Here is a 22,794-nt window from a genome sequence, read left to right on the forward strand (position 1 = left end):
AATATTAAAGGCAATGAAAAACCAAATCGAAAATCTTTACCAAAGATCTAATAAGGAAGAAAAGTTAATTATCGGCCTAATGTCGGGTACTTCAATGGATGGATTGGATATTGCCCTTAGCTCGTTTAAAGGTAGCGGTGCTAACACGCAAATCAAGTTGCTAAAATTTAAAACAGCCGATTATACCGATACTTTCAGAAAACAGGTTAAATCGATTTTTTCTAAAAGAGAAGTAGATCTGGAAATGGTTTGCTTAATGAATGAGCAAGTTGCTATTACCCATGCCAAGTTAATTAATGAGGCAATTGCAGAGTGGGGCTATACAAATGAGGATATTGATTTTATTGCTAGCCACGGACAAACAATTTATCATGCTCCGAAATCATTGCATAAAAGAGCAGGCTTGCCAAATGGTACGCTGCAAATTGGCGATGGAGATCATATTGCCGTACATACTGGAATAATCACGCTTAGCGATTTTAGGCAAAAACATATTGCCGCAGGTGGCGAAGGTGCTCCTTTGGCAGTTTACGGAGATTATCTGATTTTTTCTAAGCAAGGAGAAGACAGAATTATGTTGAACATTGGTGGAATTGCCAATTATACTTATTTGCCTGGTGATCTGGACTCTTCTAAAGTGTTTTCAACCGATATTGGTCCAGGAAATACATTAATGGATCAGTATGTACAGAAGCATTTTGAAGGTTTGTACTACGATAAAGATGCTGCAATTTCTAAATCTGGCACTGTAAATGAAGCATTGCTTGATGAACTTTCGAAAGATCCTTTTTTCGCAGCAGATTTCCCGAAGACAACTGGCCCGGAGCTGTTTAGTTTGGGATATTTAGAACAAGCACAACAAAAAAGCTCAACTACCGATCTGAGCAAGCAAGATGTAATGGCTACATTATGTCATTTATCTGCCAAAGGGATCATCGAGTCTATTCAGCGTGTGTTGCCAAATCTATCTAAGCCCGTCCTGTATCTAAGCGGAGGTGGAATGCACAATCCATTATTGTTATCCTTATTGAGAGAAGCTTTGCCACAAATTGCATTTAAAACAACTCACGATCTGGAGATCAATCCGGATGCGAAAGAGGCGGTTCTTTTCGCTTTACTAGCAAATGAAACACTAACTGGTGGCGAAATTAACTTTGGCAACAGAGAAGGTGTGCCGTCTATTTGTATGGGGAAAATCAGTTTGCCAAAATAAATGTGAATTTGTTTATAAGTTTTAGCCTTGCAGATTTGAAATAAATTTGGATATTTATCTCAGCGTAACATATTTGTTGCGCAGCTGACAATTTAGTCAGGATAACTAACCATTTATATTCACTTCAGGTATGGAGAAACTCAACACTTCATGGCATTCCACATTGAGGGTACTCTTTATGGCGCCAATCTTTTTGCTGTTGTTTATTACGGCAAATGCACAAACCAATCGTTACGTAATTACGGGAAGAATTACAGAAGATGCTTCTAAAGCACCCATACCCGGGGCTGGGGTAAAGGTGCAGGGCACTAACTTCGCCGTTGCCGCTAATAGCGACGGAACTTATTCTTTAACGGCTAATCTTGCTCCAGGCAGTTACCAGTTGGCCGTAACGTTTATTGGTTACAAAACATCAACCAAACAAATTACTTTAGGAAGCAACACTAATGTATCTGCAGATTTTTCTATGTCGCAAGATGCAATGGGACTTGATGAGGTGATCGTTACTGGTACCTCGCAAGGAACTACCAGAAAGCAGTTGGGTAACTATATTACCACTGTAAAAGGTGATGATTTGGTGAAAGCACCAACTGGAAATGTACTGACCTCGTTGCAGGGCAAAGTTGCTGGTGCTCAAATTAGTCAAAACTCTGGCGATCCGGCTGGAGGTATGTCCGTGAAACTCCGTGGTATCAGCTCTGCTAACTCTTCTACAGAACCATTGTATATTATTGATGGGGTAATCGTAAACAATACCACTACAAGGGTTACAAATACTACCGCTAATTACGATGGAGGTAACTTCGTGGGCAGCATTGGACAGAACAGGATGGTAGATATCAATCCTGCGGATATTGAAAGAGTAGAGGTTTTAAATGGCGCTTCTGCAGCAGCAATTTACGGTTCTAGAGCAAACGCAGGTGTAATTCAGATCTTCACCAAAAAAGGTGTGGCGGGTAAGACACAAGTGAGCTTTAACTCAAACTTGATGATTAGCGAACTACGTAAGAAAATTGAGGTAAACCAATCTCCGGTTAAATTTGGTCTAGGGGTCGATGTATTAACACAGGATGTTATTGCTACCCCGCTGGCTACCATTACTAGCCCGGTAACCCGTTACGATTACCAAGATTATATTTTTAGAACAGCTGTGGGTACTGATAACAACCTATCTATTTCTGGTGGTGGAGAGAATACCAAAGTTTACAGTTCATTTGGTTACTTTAACAACCAAGGTATCATTAAGAACACCGATTTTAGAAAATATACTTTCCGTACCAACATCGAACAAAAAATAACAGACTGGGCCCGCCTTTCTGGAGGTTTGAACTATGTGAAAAGTGCTGCAAACGAAAAGCCGGACGGTAACTCGTTTTTCTCGCCAATGAACTCAGTTACTATTATTGGTAACTTCCATGACATTTGGAGAAGAGATGCCAACGGAAATTTAATGGCTGTGGGCGAACGAGGTCGTGTAAATCCAGTATCTGTTATTGAAGACATTAAGCAGAAGCAAGAAGTAGACAGGATTATCGCCAATGCTGCTTTAAAACTAAATCCAATAAAGAATTTAACGGTAGATTTTACATTGGGTGTAGATAATTCAATGCAAAATGGAACAACCTATATTCCCCCTTATACATACAACGTTAATCCAGATTTTTTTGGGGGAGGTGTTACGATGAATGCTGCCCAAAATGGATATTCTAGTGCAGCAAGCAACAAAGCATTATTGTTTAACAACGAAATCAATGCAACTTATCAGGCACAAATTTCTGAAAAGTTGACATCGGTTACCCAAGTAGGTTACTCTTACCAGTACGAAAGAGGTCAGTACGCATTATTGCAAGGAAGAGGCTTAGCTCCGAAAATTACTACGGTGAATGGCGCTTCTACACCGCTTCCTGGGGTTGATGGTAGAACCGAGCTTTCTATAAGTGGTGCTTATGTACAACAAAACTTTAAATATAAAGATCATCTTTTCGTTACGGGTGCTCTACGTATGGACGAGTCGTCTGTATTTGGTGTTGATGAGCGAAACCAACTTTATGTGAAAGCCAGTGTAAGTTACGTGCCATCATCAGCAGATTATTGGAAAAATACCAGCCTTTCTTCGTGGTGGGATACTTTTAAATTGAGAGCGGCTTACGGACAATCAGGCAATTTAACTGGTATCAGCGCATACGAAAGAATTAATGCCTACAGCGGGCAGCCTTTCTTAGGCTTTACTTCCCTGTTTACAATCGGTACTCTATCTAACGAAGCTGTTAAGCCAGAACGTCAAGATGAGTTAGAGGTTGGTACAGACTTGGGCTTCTTAAAAAACAGATTAACCTTAAGTTTCAACTACTATAATAAAAAAGTTAAGGACTTGTTGTTGCCTCAGGTAATTGCGCCAACTGAAGGTTTTACCAGCTTTTTGAACAACATTGGTTCATTAAAAAACACCGGCTTTGAAATTATTTTGGGAGGAACACCTATTAAAACAAATGATTTCAACTGGAATGCCAATTTGATCTTCAACAAAAACAAAAACGAAGCTTATGATATTGGCGCCATGAGATTATTGAGTACAAACCCTGGTGCGCCAATTGGTATAATTGATGGTGAGCCATTAGGTGTGTTTTACGGAACTTATTTCGCGAGAAATGCTGATGGTAGTTTGGTGACTAATGCTGCTGGTATTCCACAGCAGGCTAGAGATGGCGCAGGAAATCCATTAAGAAAAGTGCTTGGAGATCCAAATCCAGATTTTAACTGGACTATAGTTAACGATTTTAACTATAAGAAATTTGGTTTACGAGTTCAGCTAGATGGCGTACAAGGTAGTGAGGTGTGGAATGCAGACTGGAGAACTAGACAAGGCGTTGGTAACGGAAAAGTGGCTGAGCAAGAACAATTGGGTCAATTACCAAGAGGTTATGTGGCTGGTGTATATGCTATTGAAGAATGGAGGATTGATGATGGATCTTTTGTGAAATTGAGAGAGGTTGCATTAAGCTACAATATTGGTAAAGTAAAATCAATAAGTAATATGACTGTGGTGTTAAGCGGTAGAAATTTAATTTCTTGGGACAAATACAAAGGTTATGATCCAGAATTGAACTCAGCAGGTCAGTCGACCATTCTAAGAAATATAGATTTTGGCTCGGTTCCGATTCCTAGAACGTTCAGTTTAGGTTTACAAGTTAAGTTTTAATGGTTAACGAGATATAATGATGAAAAATATAAGAACAAATTCAACATACTTAGCTTGTGGATTGTTATTCGCTGCAAGTATAATGTCATCGTGTAAAAAGGAATTTGATGATCCTTCGAGAGCAAAGTCGGATGTGGCCTTAGGTTCTGCCCAAGCAATGTCGGCAGTTGCGGTTGGTATTCAGCGAACATACACGGTAGCCCGTACCGGCGTTATTTTTAATGCTGTAGCAACATCAGGTTTTTCGAGCAATGAGTTAAGGTTGCTAAATGCTGGTAACATCCCAGAATTGCAGTTAAGTACAGGTGGCAACGCAGTAGATGGAACCAATACCATTCTTTTTAATTTATGGGCATCAGCCTATAAGGTAGTCGCTGAAAGTAATAATGTGATTAGCAATGCAGAGAGGCTTGGCGATAAAGGTTATGCTTCTGGACTGATTGGCTATGTGACAATCTTTAAGGCCTTGTCTTTAGGTACCATATCTTCGTTTTGGGAAAAGGTACCGGTAACAACAGGTAAGAATGTACCTTTTGTAACTAGAGATGAAGGCTATAAGGCGGCAATAGCAGCAATAGACAAAGCCTTAGCTGCTATTGCCGCTGCTCCAATTTCGGCACAGTTTAATGCTACGGTGCCTAACCTAAATATTGTGAATACGCTACATGCATTAAAAGCCAGATATGCATTGTTCACAGGTCAATATCCTTTAGCAATAGCTGAAGCTAACGCGGTTTCATTGACAGTTGGGTCGGCATTTACTTTCGATAATGCTAATCCTAACGTCTTGAATACTATTATTGCTTCAAATAATGTGTTTCAACCAACAGATACGAACTTGGGCCTATCGGGAACATTAGTTCCAGATGCAAACGATAAGCGTGTTCCTTTTTACACAGTAATGGCGGGTAGTCCAGCTACGGTGCGTATGGCTGGCTTTTCGACTTCTGTTACTGGTGGCATTCCAATTTTTTTACCAGGCGAAATGCTGTTAATAAAAGCAGAAGCCTATGCCCGCCAAACCACGCCAGATTTAGGTAATTCGTTAATTGAATTAAACAAGGTAGTAACTAAAAACAATGATATATTTGGCGTAAATGCAAATTTGCTTCCTTTAGTTGGACCATTTACACAAGCAGAATTGTTAGAGCGCATTTACCAACATAGGTGTATTGAGCTGTTTGCTTCAGGTTTGAAATTGGAAGACATGCGTAGGTTCAATAGACCACAGGCAGAAATGAAACGTAGGTTTATGCCATACCCTTTCCAAGAAAGAGATAACAATCCGAATACGCCGGCAAACCCAACATTTTAATACTGAAAAGGGAGGTTTTAACCTCCCTTTTTTATCGTTATATAATCTGTAGTCCTTTTGTCTGGTATGCTAATAGCGTTTCCTCGCTGGGATCTAGTTCAGTGACCAAATAACTGATATTCTCCAGTCCAGCAACCTTTAGCCTAAGTGTAATTCCTAATTTCTCTGAAATACATAGTACGGCCGTTTTTTTAGAAGAAGCAATCATCGCCTTTTTCAATTGGTTAATTTCCCAATCAGTGTCTGTTACGCCATCCGCTGGATGTAGGGCACTTGTTCCCATTAAGCATAAATCTGCCCTAATATCAGCCAGTTGGCTAATTACATGGCCACCGTAGCTAATCTGAGAATTCTTCGCGAATAATCCGCCTATTAAGATCACTTCAATTTTTTCGTATTTGGCCAACTCTACCGCAACCAATGGGCTAATGGTAATAAATGTAGCATGAAGGTGCTGTGGCAATTGTTTCGCTAGCTCTATAACGGTCGTTCCACCGCCGGTTAAAATCACCATTCCATCTTTAATAAGTGAGGAAGTTTTCTTGGCAATGTTAATTTTTGCATCCTTCGCATATACTTTACTATCGTCAAAAGAAGACTGATAAGATTTCGAAAGTGCACCTCCGTGTACCTTCGTTAGTAAATTATCGTCAGCAAGTTCTTGTAAATCTCTTCTAATGGTATCTTCCGATACGTTTAATAAATCCACCAAATCTGAACTTAACACCCTATTGTGTAAGTTAATTTGGCGCATAATCATATTGTGGCGTTCTTTTTTAAGCATTTTTTAATATTGCGTTTAATCAGGGTAAGGTAGTAAAAATATTTTTTTTGTAGTATAATGATTTTAAATAACACCAAATTGTGCGGATTTTTGCGGGGTTTTTAAGGTAAATTATCTTTTTTTGTTAAACTTTTGTTAAAAATTCTTTTTTTAGTGGAAAACATTTGTGATATTTACTTTGTGTTTTAAAAAAATGCGTTAATGTGCGTTTTTAGAATTTGAAACTTATTGATATAATTAACCAAATTAAAAATTTATGAAAAGACAGTTACTCATGCTTTTGTTGAGTGTTATTCTTTGTACTGTAAATGCTGTAGCCCAGCAGGTAACGGTAACGGGTAAAATAACCTCGTCAGAAGATGGTCTACCCATCCCAGGGGCAACAATTCGGGTAAAGGGAAGTGCTAATGTAACCCAAACTAATGGTGAAGGTTTGTATAGCATTAAAGCAAATCAAGGAGATGTACTTCAGTTTGCCTATTTAGGTCGAACAGACCAAGAGCGTACTGTTGGTACTAATAACACCATCAATATTGCACTAAGTGAAAGCAACAATGATCTTAATGAAGTAGTTGTAGTTGGTTTTGGTACGCAGAAGAAAGAGAGTTTAACAGGAGCCGTTACGTCTGTTAATGTGGAAAAGGTTTTTGGAAATCGTCCAATTCCAGATGCAGCTAGGGGCTTGCAGGGTGCGGTTCCAGGTCTGTCGGTTGTGGTTCCTAGTGGTGAGGTAGGTTCAGACCCTATTATCAGAATTCGTGGTCAGGTAGGTTCGGTGTTAGGCTCGTCTCAACCGTTAATACTTGTTGATAACGTAGAGATTCCTAGTATGCAATATGTAAACCCGAATGATATAGAGACAATAAGTGTGCTTAAAGATGCTGCTTCTACTGCGATCTATGGCTCTAAAGGGGCCTTTGGTGTTATTTTGATTACTACAAAAAAGGGAGCCAAAACAGATGGAAATATGGTTACGTACTCTAATAATGTAGTGTGGCAATCTCCATTTAAACCGCTTGATATAGCTGGTATCGATGGTCTAGAATATACTTTAGATGCTCATGAGAATATGAGGCAACCGGGGCCTGCGGGTGGTTTTTGGCGTATAGATAGAACTAGTTTTGAAAAAATCAAAGAATGGCAGACTAAATATGGGGGTGTAATAGGTAATGATGACCCTGTAGTTTATGGTCGTGATTGGTCTTGGGATGGTATTCAGAAATTCGGATATAGAATTTACGATCCTGTAGCGGCAATGGTTAAAGACAATGGTTTATCTCATATGCATAACCTTGGTTTAAATGGTAAAAGTGGTAGCACGAGTTATAACCTAAGTATTGGTTATTTGGGGCAAGAAGGTATGATGAAGCCTGCAAAACATGACGATTACAGAAGGCTTACTCCATCGTTAAATTTATCTACCAAAGTAACAGACTATTTTACGCTTCGTGGCGGTGTAAGATATGCGGAAGGGACAAAAAGAAATCCTAATTCATTAAATGCTGATGCTTTTGCTGCGGATCCTTGGTTATATCTATATCGTTGGAGCCGCTTGTTCCCAATTGGTGTTCAAGAGAATGGCAATGATATTATAGACCCAGCCTTTTCTGCACGTATGTCTAATGATCAAATTCGAAATGAAAAGTTCTTGAATTTAAATGTAGGCGCTACTTTTAACTTAACCAAGGCTTGGGACATAAGAGCAGACTACGCTTACAGCACTCAAAATAATTTATCAACGGCATCTGTGCCTTATGTTCAGGGTCGCACACATTGGTATGGTGTAGAAGCTCTTAGAGATGCTAACGGAGCTCAAGTATATGTTGATGAAAATGGTAACCCAACAAATACCGGAGGTGTGCCAGCTTATCAATTTCCATTAACGGATCATACTGTAAAAGCAAATACGTATTTCTCTCAAGATAATTTTAGGTCATTTAGAAATACAATAGATATCGTATCTAATTATAATTTGACACTGGATAAACACCAGTTTAAATTTTTAGTGGGCACGAGAATAGAATCTTTTGATTTTTCAAGTCAGTATTCATCAAGGACTAACCTGTTGAATAACGATAATCCACAGTATAATTTTGCAGTAGGTACAGAAACTTCTGGAGGTTCTGCCAATTGGGATTCGCAAGTCGGTTTCTTTGGAAAGTTGACTTATGATTATGAAGGTAAATATCTTTTTGAAACAAGTTTGAGACGTGATGCTACATCTAAATTTCCTGCAGATTTGAGATGGAGAACTTATCCTGGGGTTTCTGCTGGTTGGGTGATCTCAAATGAAAGTTTTTTTAAGCCTATAGATCGTGTTGTTAGCTTCGCAAAACTTCGTGCTTCATGGGGTAATGTAGGAGATCAATCGGTATCTAACTCACTTTACATCCCACAAATGGGAATTGTAAAAAATTCATGGTTAAACAGTGGGGGTATTCCATTTTTCCAATTAGGTACACCAGCTCCAGTGTCGGGTGATATATCTTGGCAGAATATCGAGCATATTAACATTGGTGCCGATTTTAGATTTTTCAACAATAAGTTAGGGCTTACCGCAGAGTTATTTCAACGCTATACTAGAGACATGATTATTGCTGGTGATGCTTTGCCAGCTACTTTTGGTGCTACTGCTCCACAAGGTAATTTTGGTGATTTGAGAACACGTGGATGGGAGTTGAATTTGGATTTTAATCATCAATTTGCGAATGGTTTACGTTTGAGCTTTGATGGAAATCTTTCAGATGCTGTTACTTTTATTACAAAAGGGGCAGACCATAAATTGCCGTGGGAAAATAGATTGTTAAGTAATGCTTTTTCTACAGGCCGTAGATATGGAGATGTATATGGTTTTGTAACAGATAGACTATATCAAGCTGACGATTTTGTTTATGATGCTAACGGAGCTTTTGTTCAAACTAATATTGTATGGAATGGCGTAAGCAAGAGAACAAATAAACTGGTTGGAAATAATCCTGTTTACCAAACTTATTTCGAAGATGGTAACCAAACCATGTTGATTAGCCCGGGAGACGTGAAATTTGTAGATGTAAATGGCGATGGTTATATCGATGCGGGTAATGGTACCAATGGTAATCCTGGCGACAGAGTGGTGATTGGAAATACTACACCAAGATATCAGTATGGTTTCCGAGTAGGTGCAGACTACAAAAACTTTAGCTTATCTTTATTCTTCCAAGGGGTAGGTGAAAGAAAGATTTGGGGTAGTGGGCAATTGGCTATTCCTGGCTATTTTGCAAAAGAAGGCGCTATGCCACAAGCTATTGCTGAAAATTATTGGAAGCCAGATCGTACCGATGCTTTCTATCCAAGAGCCTGGAATATGAATGGTGCAGATGAAGGCTACGTAATGAGAGCACAAAGCAGATATATGCTAGACATGTCTTACTTGAAGATAAAGAACATTACTTTAGGATATAACTTACCTGCTTCTCTACTTAAGCGAGTGAAAATAACGAATGCAAGAGTGTACGTTTCGCTAGAAAACTTTATCACCTTTGATAATTTGAGAGGTTTGCCAATAGATCCTGAGGCAATTTCAGGAGTATCTATGTTGCGCACAGGTGGAAACTATAATTTAGGACGTACAGGTACCTCAAACCCTGCATTTAGATCCGCATCTGCAGGTCTACAGGTTGGTTTTTAATTTAAAGGAAGAAGAAAATGAAAATAGCATTTAAAATAATATTCGTTTTTGTAGTGATTGTTTCTGCAGGGTGTAAGAAATTTTTGGATCGACCACCTTTAACTACTGAAACAGACGAGACAGCTTGGACGAGCGAAGAAAAACTACGTCTTTACGCTAATAAATATTATACAGATTTTTTTACAGGATACGGTGATGGTTATACCACTACTGGAGCGCCTTTAGTAGGGTTTACCAACAGCGATGACATGGTTGTGAGAGGAAATCAACCGAATTTTACTAGAGCTGTACCTAATAGTGGTATTTGGAGCTATACTACCATTCGTTCAATTAATATCATGTTAGATAGAATTGAAACTAAAATGTCGGGTGTATTAACGCCTGCTGCCAAAAACCACTGGAATGGTATAGGACGTTTTTTTAGAGCTTTTAGGTATTCTCAATTAGTACAAAGTTATGGAGATGTCCCGTTTTACACTAGAGAGATTTTTGATAATGAGCTAGATGAATTATATAAACCTAGGACACCACGTAATGAGGTAATGAATGCCGTGTACGATGACATGAAGTTCGCCATGCAAAACGTTCGTGTAGATGATGGTGATCAGAATGTGAATAGGTATGTGGTTGCTGGATTTGTTTCTAGAATAGCTTTAAGCGAAGGTACTTGGCAAAAGTATTACTATAAGAATAATGAGCAAGCAAAGAAATTCTTAGAGCTTGCTATGGAAGCTGCCGATCTGGTTATTGCTAGTAACAGGTATGATATTAATACAGATTACAAAACAATTTTTACGTCTAAAGAACTAAAGGGAAATAAGGAATGTGTGTTGTATAGAAATTATGACCCTGCTACAGGTGTTACCCATGCTATAGCATCTTATGGTAACTTGGCAGAGTCTACCCTTAACGGTCCTACTTCAGATTTACTTAAATCATATATTCTTAGCAATGGTCAAGTATGGCAAAATGCAACCCCTGCAAATGCTTCGTTTGAACTGACTAATATGATTGCAACACGAGATTCTAGATTTGAAGCAACTTTTTACAGCAGACCTAGTGCATTAAACACAGGCTCGTACTATTATATCACTAAGTTTTTACCTCGTGAAGTAGAAAAACGTACTCAAGTAGATTTATTGGGTATGCCTCCTGAGTTTACTGGTGATAAAAATGAGACCGATGCTCCAGTGTTACGTTATGCAGAAGTTTTGCTAAATTGGATTGAAGCAAAGGTTGAATTAGAAGAATTAGGAGGAGCAGTAGTTACGCAAGCCGATATTGATAGATCAGTTAATAAAATTAGGAATAGACCTCTAGCGGCAGAAGCTGTAGCTAAAGGCATAGTTAAAACCGTTCCACTTAGTTTAGCTGCACTTCCGGCCGATCCAAGTAGAGATCCGCAAGTTTCTGCTTTGTTGTGGGAAGTTAGAAGAGAGCGTAGAATGGAATTTGCTTTTGAAATTTTCCGCTTAGCAGATTTAAGAAGATGGTCTAAATTGGAGTATATGGATAATAACCTTAACACTGATTTGATTACTGGTGGATGGGTTAATTTCCAAACTCAATTACCGGCTGTATTAAATAATGCAAATGTAGGAAAGCTTGCTGTAGTGAAGGAAGATGGAACAGAGATTGTTTACAACGGAACCAATGCTGCAGCAATGACTGGCTTTTACAGAAATCTTGAAAATCAAGGTCGTTTGCCATTTATTAATCAATCCAATATTAATCCATACTTAACACCAGTTGGAATGGTGCAAATGGACGATTATAAAGCTAGAGGTTACAAATTGCAGCAAACACAGGGTTGGCCGCAAAATTAAGTATGCAATCTATATTAATACTAGACAAATTTAATATGAACCATCCATCATCAAACCGTAATGATGGTAAGGAACATCTGACAATTAAAACAAAATTAAAAACAGATGAAACTAATACATAAAATATCAAAAATAGGACCTTTGGCAACCTTTGTGGGGCTGCTAATGCTTGTCGCGTGTAAAGATGACTTGCCAAAACCGCTTGATACATCCTCGAATGTTACTGTTTTAAACAATATAAAAATAGTTAACGCTGGGGCAAATGGAAATATAGTCTTGCAAGGAGTAGTAGATGAAGATGCAAAGACCGTATGGTTTCCGAGAATAGACACGCTTACTGATTTCTCAAAACTAAAATTTGAAGCAGAGGTGTCTGGTGGAGCTAAATTGGATAAGGAAGTTTATCCCGTAACATTTGAAGCCGGGCAATCAGAACAGGTAATTGTAGTAAAAGTAATGAGTTCGCCTCGTTTTCGCGAATATTTAGTGAGGTTGAGATTGCAGGTGCCTGTGTATGGAGCTGATTTTGAAAAAGGTACCACATATGATTTCTCGAATAATCCTCTAGGTCAATCATCCTATGATGCCTTTAATGGGCAAGCAACCAGAGGAAGTGGATTTGATGGAGAGAAAGTTTTGGTGGTGAGAAGAGAGGCCCCTCATGTACTTAACGTATCTGATTTGAAAGCAGGTACAATCAATAAAATTCCTTTAAATATTACTGGAGTTGTAGGAGGTACATTTATCACGAACATGGGCGCCCAAGTAAACGGTCATACCTATGTTGCAAACCTATCTGGAGGACAGACTAGCCCATTAAAAGTTTATCATTGGACAGATCCAAGTGCTGCTCCACAAATTATAGCTAATTTAAATGTTGCTACAATTGCAGGCGCAGGAGTTAGACATGGCGATAATTTCTCGGCCGCCTTAGATGATCAAGGAAATGGTTTTCTCTTTTTTGGTGACAACGCTGCTACTAAAGTGTTAAGATTAAGCGTAGCCAATTATACTACTGTTAGTAATCCAACTGTTTTTGCAATGCCGTTAACAGGTGCTGGCGCCTGGACTACCTACAACCGCATTGGCAATACCAGTGAGTATTTGTTTACAGGACATGGTGCACAGCTTGCTTTGGTAAATGATGGGGGTACATCCACCTTTACTACTACCAAAATGACCACTCTTGCAAATGGCACCTCTTTCCCAATAACTAGCTCAGATGCACGTATAGTTTACTTTAATGGTGAGCGTTATTTAATTGTTGTTACGGCACCGATAGGCGCTAACGCGTTCTCTAACCTTAGGGTTTACGATATTACTAAGGGGTCAAACGTGAGAGATGCTTTAACCAATTTAAACAATCTGCCTACCATTACTCCTATCTTCGATTATTCGTTAATGGGCCCGATAGTTAATGGATCTCCGGCAGTTCAATCGGGTTTTCATGTTAAAAAAGACGGCCAAGGTAAAGATGAAAAGTTAATGCTTTACGCAGCCACAGTTGATGGAGGATTTGTGTTTTTTGAATTCCCAGTAAAAACCTCAGATTAAAACGCTCCTTATTAATGATGATGTTATTTATCAAAATAATTTATTAATCGATGAAAAAAAATTGGTTACACCTTGTGATGGTGTTGGCGTTAGCAGTGTTCTTAAATGCTTGTAAAAAAGGAGGAGGTAGCGGCGATCCAACACCAGATCCAGTAAACCCGCCTACAGCTGGAGGCCCCATTTTCCCTAGAAAGGAAGTAAGGGCAGTTTGGATGACTACTGTTTGGGGTTTAGACTGGCCGCAGGGCGCCTATAGTATGGAAAGTCAGAAGCAGCAATACATCAATTATCTGGAGAAATTTAAAACATTAAACATCAACACCATTTATTTTCAAGTGAAGGGAATGGGAGATGCTTTTTATAGTTCGCCATACGAGCCGTGGAGCCAATATATTACTGGTACCCGTGGTAAAGACCCAGGATATGATGTGCTCAAATTTATGATTGACGAAGCCCACGCAAGAAATATCGAGTTTCATGCCTGGATGAATCCCTATCGTGTAGGAACTCGTACTGCTACAACCTCATTTGCTGCACTTCATCATACTATTGATGCGAGTTGGGTGGTAGATTTTCCCGAAATACGCATATACAACCCAGCTCTGCCAAAAGTTAGGGAGCGCTTGGTTGACATCGTAAAAGACATGATTACAAAATATGATGTAGATGGTATACATTTCGACGATTATTTTTACCCAGAAGGTGTAACCTTAGCTGACCAAGCAGATTATGCAACTTACGGTGCAGGCATTAGTACTATCCAGGAGTTTAGGAGAGAGAATGTTAATAAAGCTATAAAAGGTGTTTACGATGCCATAGTGGCAACTAAGCCGGGTGTTATCTTTTCTGTTTCTCCTGCCCCTGATATTAATAAAAACTATAATTCGTTGTACGCCGATGTGAGGAAGTGGAACGAACAGGGTTGGGTAGATGTGGTAATTCCACAATTATATCATGAGATTGGTCACCCAACCAGCGATTTTAGAGCTCGACTTGCCAATTGGACTAACATTAGCTATAAAGCTGCTTTAATGGTAGGACACGGCTATTATAGATTTGGAGACCCTAGTGCCGGTGCTGCTTTTCAATCGGTAGATGAGCTGCAACGACAGTTTGATATGAGTAGGCTTAACCAAAAAGTTGTTGGAAATGTACAGTACAGAGCCCTATCTTTGAATGACAACAAAATTGGCATTACCAATAAGCTTGCTACTATATATAAAGATCCTGCTTTGATTCCGTTTTTGGGTAGGGCTGTAGCCGCAGTTCCGGCAGCTGCAACCAATGTTAGAATAGAGGGCGGAGAGTTGAAATGGAGTACTTCTGGCAGTGTAAAATCTGTAGTTTATTATTTTGCTGATTCGAAAAAAGAGGGTAAGGTTCTCGCTATTACTACAGCGAGCAGTATTGCCGCTAGTGCAAACGGACATTATGCTGTTTCTACTATTAACGTCGATAACCAAGAAAGTAAACCATCTGATTTGGTAGAGAAAAAATAAGCATATTTAATCCAGTTTTAAAGGTATAAAAAATTGAAAAGCAGCCATTTTATGGCTGCTTTTTTTATTCGTCGATTTTAACAGTACTGCTTTGCAGGTTTTTAAGTAATTTTGCGCCATTCCTTCGCTCATTCCTTTAAAAAGGAGTAATTTTTTTCTTTTTTTCATGGAAAACATTTGGTTATATTTACATAAGCATTATTCTGCGTATAAATGCAGTTTTGCACGATCAACAAAACACTATTAAACTAAATGCAAATTTTATGAAAAAAAGATTACTCACGCTATTCTTGGGTTTGTTTTTTCTAGCTATTCAAGTAATCGCTCAACAGAAAACAATCACAGGAAAAGTTACCTCCATGGAAGATGGACTTCCCATACCTGGAGCTTCAATCAAGATTAAAGGGACTACTATGGGCGTACAAACACAGCCAGATGGAACCTACTCTTTAAGTGCCAAGCAGGGAGATATTTTGCAATTTATTTTTCTTGGAATGAAAACCTACGAAGCTACCGTTGGCAGTTCTTCGGTAATCAACGCAAACCTAGCTTCAGATAGCCAAGCTTTAGGTGAGGTCGTTGTTACGGCATTAGGTATTAAAAAGGAGAAAAGAGCAGTTGGTTACGCAGTATCTGATTTAAATGCAGAAGAGCTGATGAAGAACAAAAACACCAACGTTGTAAATTCCTTAGTCGGAAAAGTTCCTGGGGTTAACGTAACACAATTTGGTGGTTCTGCGGGAGCTGGAGCGTCTATTACCATTAGAGGGGGTACCTCTTCTTCTGAGGGAAGACAGAATCAGCCTTTATTTGTTGTGGATGGTATTATCTATGATAACACAACATCAAGTACAGGTAATACAGGAACTGACGGGTTGTCTCGTAGTAATACAACATACTCTAATAGGGTGATGGATATTAACCCTGAAGACATCGAAAATTTATCTGTGCTAAAAGGTGCAGCGGCTGCAGCCCTGTATGGTTCAAGGGCAGCTGACGGAGTAATCATAATTACCACCAAAAGAGGTTCAGAAGGGGCTACTAACGTTAACTATGCAACTAGACTAAGTACTTCTTGGGCGAATAAACTACCAGAAGTTCAAAAGGAATTTGGTGTAGGTGGTTACGCGGTAAATGGCGTTTTCGATGATGCTAATTCTTATAGCTCATGGGGGAAAAAATTGACTGCTGCCAATACTACCTATGATAATATAGGAACATTTTTTCAAAATGCAGGTGTTTTTGATAACAACATCAACGTTTCCGGAGGATCTAAAAATGGAACATTTTTTTTATCTGCATCTAACTTTGATCAATCTGGTATTGTTCCTAATACTGGCTACAATAAAACAACGTTTCGCTTAAACGGTCAACAAAAATATGGTAAGCTAACACTTGATGCTAATATTGCTTATTCGATTGCTGATATGGACAGAACGTTGACAACGGCAGGTTTGTACGGTGGAGGTGGTGTTGGAAGTATGGGGGCATTGTATAATTGGCCAACTATTTTCGATATTAGAAATTATATCAATATAGACGGCACCCAATACCGTCCTTATGCAGCGACATTAGATTTGCAAAGTGATATGGATAACCCATATTGGATCATCAACCAAAATGAATTAACCTCAAGAACTAAGCGCATTACCGGTGGTATTAATGGAACCTATAACATTGCAAAATGGTGGGATTTAACTGCTCGTTTAGGTTATGACCAGCACACTACCGATGATTATACCTACATTGCCCCTGGTTCGGCTGTTGCGCCAGCATATCAGAATGGTCGTTTAAGTAAAAATGATGTAGATTATTCGTTTTTGACAACTACATTAATGAATAATTTCCATAAAAAATTTGGTGATTTCGAAACTCATTTGATGTTAGGCGCTACTACTGAGAATACCGAGACCTTAAGTCAAAACCATTGGGGTTATGGGTTTGTTACAGCGGGAACAATTAGTTTAAATAACATCAACAATACAAACAAGTTTTTTTCTGATAGAACTGTTCAAAGACGTTTATTCGGTGCTTATGGGGAAGCTGGTGTTTCTTATAAGAGCATCGCTTACTTAACTGTTACGGGACGTAATGATTGGTCATCTACATTACCAATTGAAAATAGATCATATTTTTATCCATCTGTAAGTGGATCGGTAGTATTCACAGAATTGATACCTAAAAACAATATTCTTTCTTATGGCAAACTTAGGGCAAGTTGGGCGCAGGTAGGTAAAGATGCTAATCCTTATTCTACATTAACTTATGTGAACTCGCCTTATGTTATTGGCTCGTATACTGCTGTAGGAAATCAGTGGTCTGCCGGCAACCCAATACTTAAACCAGAAATCCAAAGCTCTTGGGAAGTAGGTGGTGAATTTAGATTTCTCAAAGGAAGAATAGGATTGGATTATACCTATTATCACAGTCAAACTAAAAATCAAATTGCACAACCACGTTTGTCAAATGCAGGAGGCTTTATTTTTAGTTCGTTAAATACTGGATCTGTGATTAATAAAGGTATGGAAGTTGCGCTAAGTGGCAAGCCAATTGACCAGAAAGATTTTACTTGGGATGTAATGCTAAATTTTTCTTATAATAAAGGGAGATTAGGAGAGTTTCTAGCTGGAGTAGCATATTTCTATCCAACTGATGCTCAGTTTGGAACTGTAAAGGCTGCCTCTATTCCTAACGGTGGTTTTTTCCTTGGCATGACAGGTCAAACTTATGCTCGTGAACTGGATGGTAATGGAAAAGAAATTCCTAATGGACGTTATTTAGTTGACCCAACTACTGGATTATATCGAATAAATGCTAATAACCCAATTGTAGGTAATCGTGAGCCAAGTTTTATTGGTGGTATTAATAATAATTTCCGTTATAAAAAATTATCGCTAGCAGTGTTATTAGATGTTAGAAAAGGCGGAGCAATATTTAACGGAACCGAATATGCTTTAGTTTCAAACGGATTAAGTAAAAGAACTTTGCTAAACGATAGACAGTCTGTGACAGTAACAGGTGTAAACAGTGCAACAGGAGCAGAATTCTCACAAACTTATCATGCTGACCAGACCTATACGATTGGAGCCACTACCGTTGCTGGAACTGCAATGATTCAACGCTATTGGGCAAATCATGCAGCTAACTCCTATAATTTTATAACAGATGTTAATTGGTTAAAATTGAGATCCGTGACATTATCTTATGATTTTGGTAGTTTAGTTAAGAAAGTTAAATTTATTAAAGGCTTGTCTGCTACTGCTGTAGGTACCAACCTTCTAACTTGGACGAATTATAAAGGTATGGACCCAGAGGTAAGTGCAGCTGGAGGTACTGGAGGTTCAGGTTCAACAGGTATAGATTACCTTGGTGTTCCTGCCGTTGCTACATTTACATTTGGATTAAATGTTAAATTTTAATTAAGACAGTTCATGAAAAAGAATAAAAACAATAGAATAATATTATTGGCTTTTGCGCTAGTAGTTGGTTTAACATCTTGTAAAAAATGGTTAGATGTTAATGTAGACAAAGATAACCCAAATAACAAAAGTGTATTATTACAGAACCGATTGCCCTGGATACAGCATTTTTATATGTACTCTGCAGGTGTGACAAATTTTCGTACGGCATCTCAGGCAGGCGTTTATTATAGTAACAATGCCAACACAAACTCTATAACAACTACCTGGAAGCCTGCAGCTGGTCTTACTACGACTCCTTACCAAACATTCTTTGTAACAGTATCATCAAATCTTACCGATATGTACGATTCGGCTAAAGAGAAAGGAGCTTATCATTATATGGCGGCGGCTAATGTGTTTCATGCGCTTGGATTTATGCAGATGCTAGATCTTTATGGCGAAATGCCTTACACTGATGCGACTTATGGTAATCCTAGCCCTAAATATGATAAAGGTAAAGTTATTTATAATGGGTGTATGGCCAAGTTAAATGAAGCTATCAGTTTGTTTAGCAAAACACAAGAAGTGGGAGCACCAGCCCTAACGCCTGGAGATATGATGCATAAAGGAAGCGTAGACAAATGGATCAAATTGTGTTGGGGTCTGAAAGCTAGATATATGCTTAAGTTATCAAAAAAGTCGGATTTGTATAATGCTGATTCCTTATTTTATTTTTTGTCAAAAGGCCCACAGTCTAATGCAGATAATGCTATTTTACCAGGTCTTAACAATAGTATGGTTCTTGATTATTTAATTGGCGATCCTGTGGTTACTAATGGTAATTTTAATTACGCGGCATATGGAAACAATCAACGCATTTCCCAGTTTCATTATAACCTATTAACAAATATGCGTGGTGCGGCAGTAGTAGATCCTAGAATGACTAAAATTGTACCAGCAATGATGACGAATGTTAGATTGACTAATGGTAGAGTGAGCAGCTTTGACTGGACTCGTTCTATTGGTGTAGATTCTTATGGACCATCAACTAGATTGCTAAAATCTACAGCAGCATCAATTGCTTTACCTGTCTATGCAACAGCAAATACACCAATTACATACCCGATTGCCAATGCAGCCGATCGTGCAGCCTTCATCGCAGATCTTATTGCTAAAGGGAAAACTTATTCAGTGTCAGGAAATAATGTCACTGTAACTTATCGAGCTGGCTCAATGTATATCAGTAGTACTAATTATGTATTGGCGGGAGATACTGCTTATGTAAATATGCGAAGTAATGCTATTGCAACATCTGGTAATGCCGCACAGCTTGAAAACGACGTAAATTGGTACGCCAATGCGCAAGCACATAGTGCTGGTGTTGTAGGCTCAACGGGTTCATTCCAAACTCGTCCAGTTTCTGATTTTGAAGTTTTAACCTATCACGAAATGTGTTTTATCCAAGCGGAAGCAGAAATGCGTAGAGGAGCTACAGGTGCTGCTCATTTAGCGTATAGGAGGGGAGTAGAAGCTCATATTAATATGATGCAAGCTAAGTTAACCGAATGGCAAAGTACTTATGGAAGTTCTAATCCTGATATGAGACCGATGAATCAAGCGGATATTACAAGCTACCTTTCAAGTGCAGCAGTGGTACAAAGTGCAGGAGACTTGACTATGCGTGACATCATGTTGCAGAAATATATTGCAATGGGCTGTAGTATTGAGAATTGGAACGATATGCGTCGTTTTAATTATAGTGCTGGTAATATTGGCGGCTTTGGCATTGTATATCCGGGTTATGATAGAGGACCTCTATTTACAGGTACAGCTGAATTACCAGGGGGAGCAAAAACAGATCCGAGATATTGGATGCGTCGTTGGAGATTACCTGCTACTTTAGAGTTGCAGTATAACACAACTAATGTTCTCGCTATAAATCCGCATGCAAACCAGTTATATATATGGTCTTTACCAGTTTGGTGGGACTGTGCAACCGATCAAGAATATGAAGGTTATCTTCAATAACTGATACTATGAATGATATAACAGCCCCGAAATTTTCGGGGCTGTTTTTGTTACCAGACCTCAGCAAAATTCCTATCTTTGTCCAAAACCTTTTAATCATGGCAAGTTTTACCCTTACATCTGAAAGCTGGAATAAAGTAAAGACAAAGTTCTTAAGGAAATATCGCGAGTTAGCGGCGGTAGAAATCAACTTTATACCTGGACAAGAAGATCAGTTGGTGCAAACCTTGGCAAAATTGGTAAACAGAGATAACGCCTATATAGAGTTTACCATTCGTAAAGCTTTGGCAGATCCAGATGGCAACCGTCTTTAATCATCCGCATACCTTTCTTATTCGTTTTCATCGTTATAAATAGTCTTTTTATAGTGATAAAGCTGTTAATTTTTTTGAATGGCTACAAGCTCTTGCGATGTAAGTTTGAAAAAACGTGATGGTTTTAGTAAATTTACTTTTCGTTATTTATCGTTTGTCCCTATTTGGTAATGACAAACACCAATAACTTTTTCATTATTAAACGATATGAAGAAAGTAAAAACTATACTCCTCTGCTCTGCTTTAGCCGTTACCTCGCTTACTTTAGCTTTTAAGGAAGATCTTTTTCAGGTTTCAAAAAATCTCGACGTATTTGCATCGATATATAAAGAAATTAACATTAATTATGTAGATGAAACCAATCCTTCTGAGCTGATGAAGCATGGCATTGATGCAATGCTAGGCAGTTTAGATCCTTATACGGAGTATGTACCAGAATCGGAGATTGAAGACTATAAACTGAAATACATTAGTACCCAATATGGAGGCATAGGTGCGGGAACCTTAAATATTAATGGTAAGCTTTTCGTAAACGAGGTTAGTGAAGGTCATCCTTCCCAAAAAAATGACATACGCCCGGGAGATCAGATTGTAAAAATTAATGGCGTAGAGATTGAAGGCAAAGAGCGATCACAGATTAGCCAGTTATTGCGTGGGCCAAAAGGTTCACCGGTTAATTTGATGCTTTTGAGGGATGGTACGATAATTAACAAGACAATAACCAGAGAAGAAATTAAACAGCCAAATGTTTCCTATTCAGGAATGTTAGATGATCAAATTGGTTACATCCGCTTAGATAAATTCTTAGAAAATTCTGGGCAAGAAGTAAGGGAGGCTTTAGAAAAAATCAACAAACAAAATCCAAAAGGCCTTATTCTAGATTTAAGGAACAATGGCGGCGGTATTCTTCAAGAAGCCGTTAAGATTGTAAATCTGTTTGTAGATAAAAATGTATTGGTAGTTACACAAAAAGGCCGTAATCCAGAGAAGAGCGTTACCTACAGAACTACTAACAATGCCATTGCGCCTAATTTACCAGTAGTAGTGCTAATTAATGGTACTTCCGCTTCTGCATCGGAGATTGTTGCCGGCGCATTGCAAGACTTAGATAGAGGCATTGTGGTAGGGCAACGCAGCTATGGCAAGGGTTTGGTGCAGCAAACATTTAACCTGCCTTATAACAGTTTAGTTAAGGTTACAGTGGCAAAATATTATACACCATCTGGGCGATGTATTCAGGCGTTAGATTATGCGCATAAAAAGCAAGACGGATCTGCCGGAAAATTTGCCGATAGTACGTTGAAAGCTTTCGGCACAAAAGCTGGAAGAACGGTGTACGATGGTAATGGCGTTTTTCCAGATGTAGAAATAGAACCTGCCAAATACAGTCCAATTACTATTTCGCTATTTACTAAGAATTTGTTTTTCGATTACGCAAATTCATTTAAGAAAGCCAATAAAACAATTGTTTCTGCTAAAGAATTTCAACTCAGCGATGCGAATTACACGCAGTTTTTAGCATCATTATCTGATAAAGATTACACCTATACCTCAAGATCAGAGCGTTTATTGAACGAGTTGAAGAATGAAGCCGAGAAGGAGAATAAGGCAGCAACGGTGAAAGCTGATTTAGAAGCTTTAAAACTTAAAATGACTTCGGCTAAAAAAAGCGATTTAACTACGCATAAGGAAGAGATTAAACGAGCTTTAGAAACACAAATCATTAGCCGCTATTTTCACGAGAAGGGTAGAATAGAGCAGTCTTTCCAATACGATAAGGAAATTGCAAGGGCGAAATCATTATTTGGTAACCAGAGCCAAATGCTGGCAATCTTAAAAGGAGATGGTAGCCATAAAACTATAGGCAGTCCAACGTTAAAAGTAAGCGATTCACAGAATTAATATAAAATGAGTTTTGTGCTTTCACACGTCACAGCAATAACGAAAATAGGTGCGTCATTGCTGCCTGTCCCGACTATTCCTATCGTGTGGAC

Annotated in this window: 13 protein-coding genes; 11 read left to right on the top strand and 2 right to left on the bottom strand. The window is 38.6% G+C overall.

What is annotated here, in order from left to right; all coding sequences use genetic code 11:
* Positions 1-13 precede the first annotated feature (13 nt).
* From REI64_RS14980 to REI64_RS14990, 3 genes are all read left to right on the top strand, one after another.
* Positions 14-1,213, top strand: coding sequence for an anhydro-N-acetylmuramic acid kinase (locus REI64_RS14980; RefSeq protein ID WP_308850948.1), 1,200 nt, complete (start codon positions 14-16; stop codon positions 1,211-1,213).
* 130 nt (positions 1,214-1,343) lie between these two features.
* A complete protein-coding gene (locus tag REI64_RS14985) occupies positions 1,344-4,412 on the top strand; it encodes a SusC/RagA family TonB-linked outer membrane protein (protein WP_308850949.1) in 3,069 nt (1,022 codons plus the stop codon).
* A 16-nt stretch (positions 4,413-4,428) separates the two neighbouring features.
* Positions 4,429-5,727 (top strand): RagB/SusD family nutrient uptake outer membrane protein, encoded by a 1,299-nt coding sequence (locus REI64_RS14990; protein ID WP_308850950.1) that lies wholly within the window; start codon positions 4,429-4,431, stop codon positions 5,725-5,727.
* Positions 5,728-5,764: 37 nt separating this feature from the next.
* On the opposite strand, the gene REI64_RS14995 is transcribed toward REI64_RS14990, so the two are convergent.
* Positions 5,765-6,511, bottom strand: coding sequence for a DeoR/GlpR family DNA-binding transcription regulator (locus tag REI64_RS14995; protein WP_308850951.1), 747 nt, complete (start codon positions 6,509-6,511; stop codon positions 5,765-5,767).
* A 256-nt stretch (positions 6,512-6,767) separates the two neighbouring features.
* On the opposite strand from REI64_RS14995, the gene REI64_RS15000 reads away from it, so the two are divergent.
* From REI64_RS15000 to REI64_RS15015, 4 genes are all read left to right on the top strand, one after another.
* Positions 6,768-10,178, top strand: a complete 3,411-nt coding sequence (locus REI64_RS15000; RefSeq protein ID WP_308850952.1) for a TonB-dependent receptor — start codon at positions 6,768-6,770, stop codon at positions 10,176-10,178.
* A gap of 17 nt (positions 10,179-10,195) precedes the next feature.
* Positions 10,196-12,004: a RagB/SusD family nutrient uptake outer membrane protein gene (locus REI64_RS15005; protein WP_308850953.1), complete on the top strand. Its 1,809-nt coding sequence runs from the start codon at positions 10,196-10,198 to the stop codon at positions 12,002-12,004.
* A 105-nt stretch (positions 12,005-12,109) separates the two neighbouring features.
* Positions 12,110-13,558, top strand: a complete 1,449-nt coding sequence (locus REI64_RS15010; RefSeq protein ID WP_308850954.1) for a DUF4623 domain-containing protein — start codon at positions 12,110-12,112, stop codon at positions 13,556-13,558.
* A gap of 50 nt (positions 13,559-13,608) precedes the next feature.
* Entirely contained in the window at positions 13,609-15,057 is a 1,449-nt protein-coding gene (locus REI64_RS15015; RefSeq protein ID WP_308850955.1) for a family 10 glycosylhydrolase, read from the top strand.
* 6 nt (positions 15,058-15,063) lie between these two features.
* Here the strand turns inward: REI64_RS15015 and REI64_RS15020 are convergent, their stop codons facing one another.
* Positions 15,064-15,225 carry a hypothetical protein gene (locus REI64_RS15020; RefSeq protein ID WP_308850956.1) on the bottom strand — a complete coding sequence of 54 codons (162 nt, stop codon included), beginning with the start codon at positions 15,223-15,225 and terminating at the stop codon, positions 15,064-15,066.
* Positions 15,226-15,320: 95 nt separating this feature from the next.
* On the opposite strand from REI64_RS15020, the gene REI64_RS15025 reads away from it, so the two are divergent.
* The 4 genes from REI64_RS15025 (at position 15,321) to REI64_RS15040 (ending at position 22,702) form a co-directional block, all read left to right on the top strand.
* Positions 15,321-18,476: a SusC/RagA family TonB-linked outer membrane protein gene (locus REI64_RS15025; RefSeq protein ID WP_308850957.1), complete on the top strand. Its 3,156-nt coding sequence runs from the start codon at positions 15,321-15,323 to the stop codon at positions 18,474-18,476.
* Positions 18,477-18,488: 12 nt separating this feature from the next.
* On the top strand, positions 18,489-20,486 hold the full coding sequence (locus tag REI64_RS15030) for a SusD/RagB family nutrient-binding outer membrane lipoprotein (protein WP_308850958.1): 1,998 nt from the start codon (positions 18,489-18,491) through the stop codon (positions 20,484-20,486).
* Positions 20,487-20,584: 98 nt separating this feature from the next.
* Entirely contained in the window at positions 20,585-20,800 is a 216-nt protein-coding gene (locus tag REI64_RS15035; RefSeq protein ID WP_308850959.1) for a hypothetical protein, read from the top strand.
* A gap of 207 nt (positions 20,801-21,007) precedes the next feature.
* Positions 21,008-22,702, top strand: coding sequence for a S41 family peptidase (locus REI64_RS15040; RefSeq protein WP_308850960.1), 1,695 nt, complete (start codon positions 21,008-21,010; stop codon positions 22,700-22,702).
* Positions 22,703-22,794 lie beyond the last annotated feature (92 nt).

The organism is Pedobacter sp., assembly GCF_031119335.1.
Classification (GTDB): Bacteria; Bacteroidota; Bacteroidia; order Sphingobacteriales; family Sphingobacteriaceae; genus Pedobacter.

Excerpts from the sequence above, each read along its gene's own strand:
- REI64_RS14990 (WP_308850950.1), top strand. The coding sequence starts at position 4,429 with ATGATGAAAAATATAAGAACAAATTCAACATACTTAGCTTGTGGATTG.
- REI64_RS14980 (WP_308850948.1), top strand. The coding sequence starts at position 14 with ATGAAAAACCAAATCGAAAATCTTTACCAAAGATCTAATAAGGAAGAA.
- REI64_RS15035 (WP_308850959.1), top strand. The coding sequence starts at position 20,585 with ATGGCAAGTTTTACCCTTACATCTGAAAGCTGGAATAAAGTAAAGACA.
- REI64_RS14995 (WP_308850951.1), bottom strand. The coding sequence starts at position 6,511 with ATGCTTAAAAAAGAACGCCACAATATGATTATGCGCCAAATTAACTTA.
- REI64_RS15030 (WP_308850958.1), top strand. The coding sequence starts at position 18,489 with ATGAAAAAGAATAAAAACAATAGAATAATATTATTGGCTTTTGCGCTA.
- REI64_RS15005 (WP_308850953.1), top strand. The coding sequence starts at position 10,196 with ATGAAAATAGCATTTAAAATAATATTCGTTTTTGTAGTGATTGTTTCT.
- REI64_RS15000 (WP_308850952.1), top strand. The coding sequence starts at position 6,768 with ATGAAAAGACAGTTACTCATGCTTTTGTTGAGTGTTATTCTTTGTACT.
- REI64_RS15010 (WP_308850954.1), top strand. The coding sequence starts at position 12,110 with ATGAAACTAATACATAAAATATCAAAAATAGGACCTTTGGCAACCTTT.
- REI64_RS15025 (WP_308850957.1), top strand. The coding sequence starts at position 15,321 with ATGAAAAAAAGATTACTCACGCTATTCTTGGGTTTGTTTTTTCTAGCT.
- REI64_RS14985 (WP_308850949.1), top strand. The coding sequence starts at position 1,344 with ATGGAGAAACTCAACACTTCATGGCATTCCACATTGAGGGTACTCTTT.
- REI64_RS15015 (WP_308850955.1), top strand. The coding sequence starts at position 13,609 with ATGAAAAAAAATTGGTTACACCTTGTGATGGTGTTGGCGTTAGCAGTG.
- REI64_RS15040 (WP_308850960.1), top strand. The coding sequence starts at position 21,008 with ATGAAGAAAGTAAAAACTATACTCCTCTGCTCTGCTTTAGCCGTTACC.
- REI64_RS15020 (WP_308850956.1), bottom strand. The coding sequence starts at position 15,225 with ATGAAAAAAAGAAAAAAATTACTCCTTTTTAAAGGAATGAGCGAAGGA.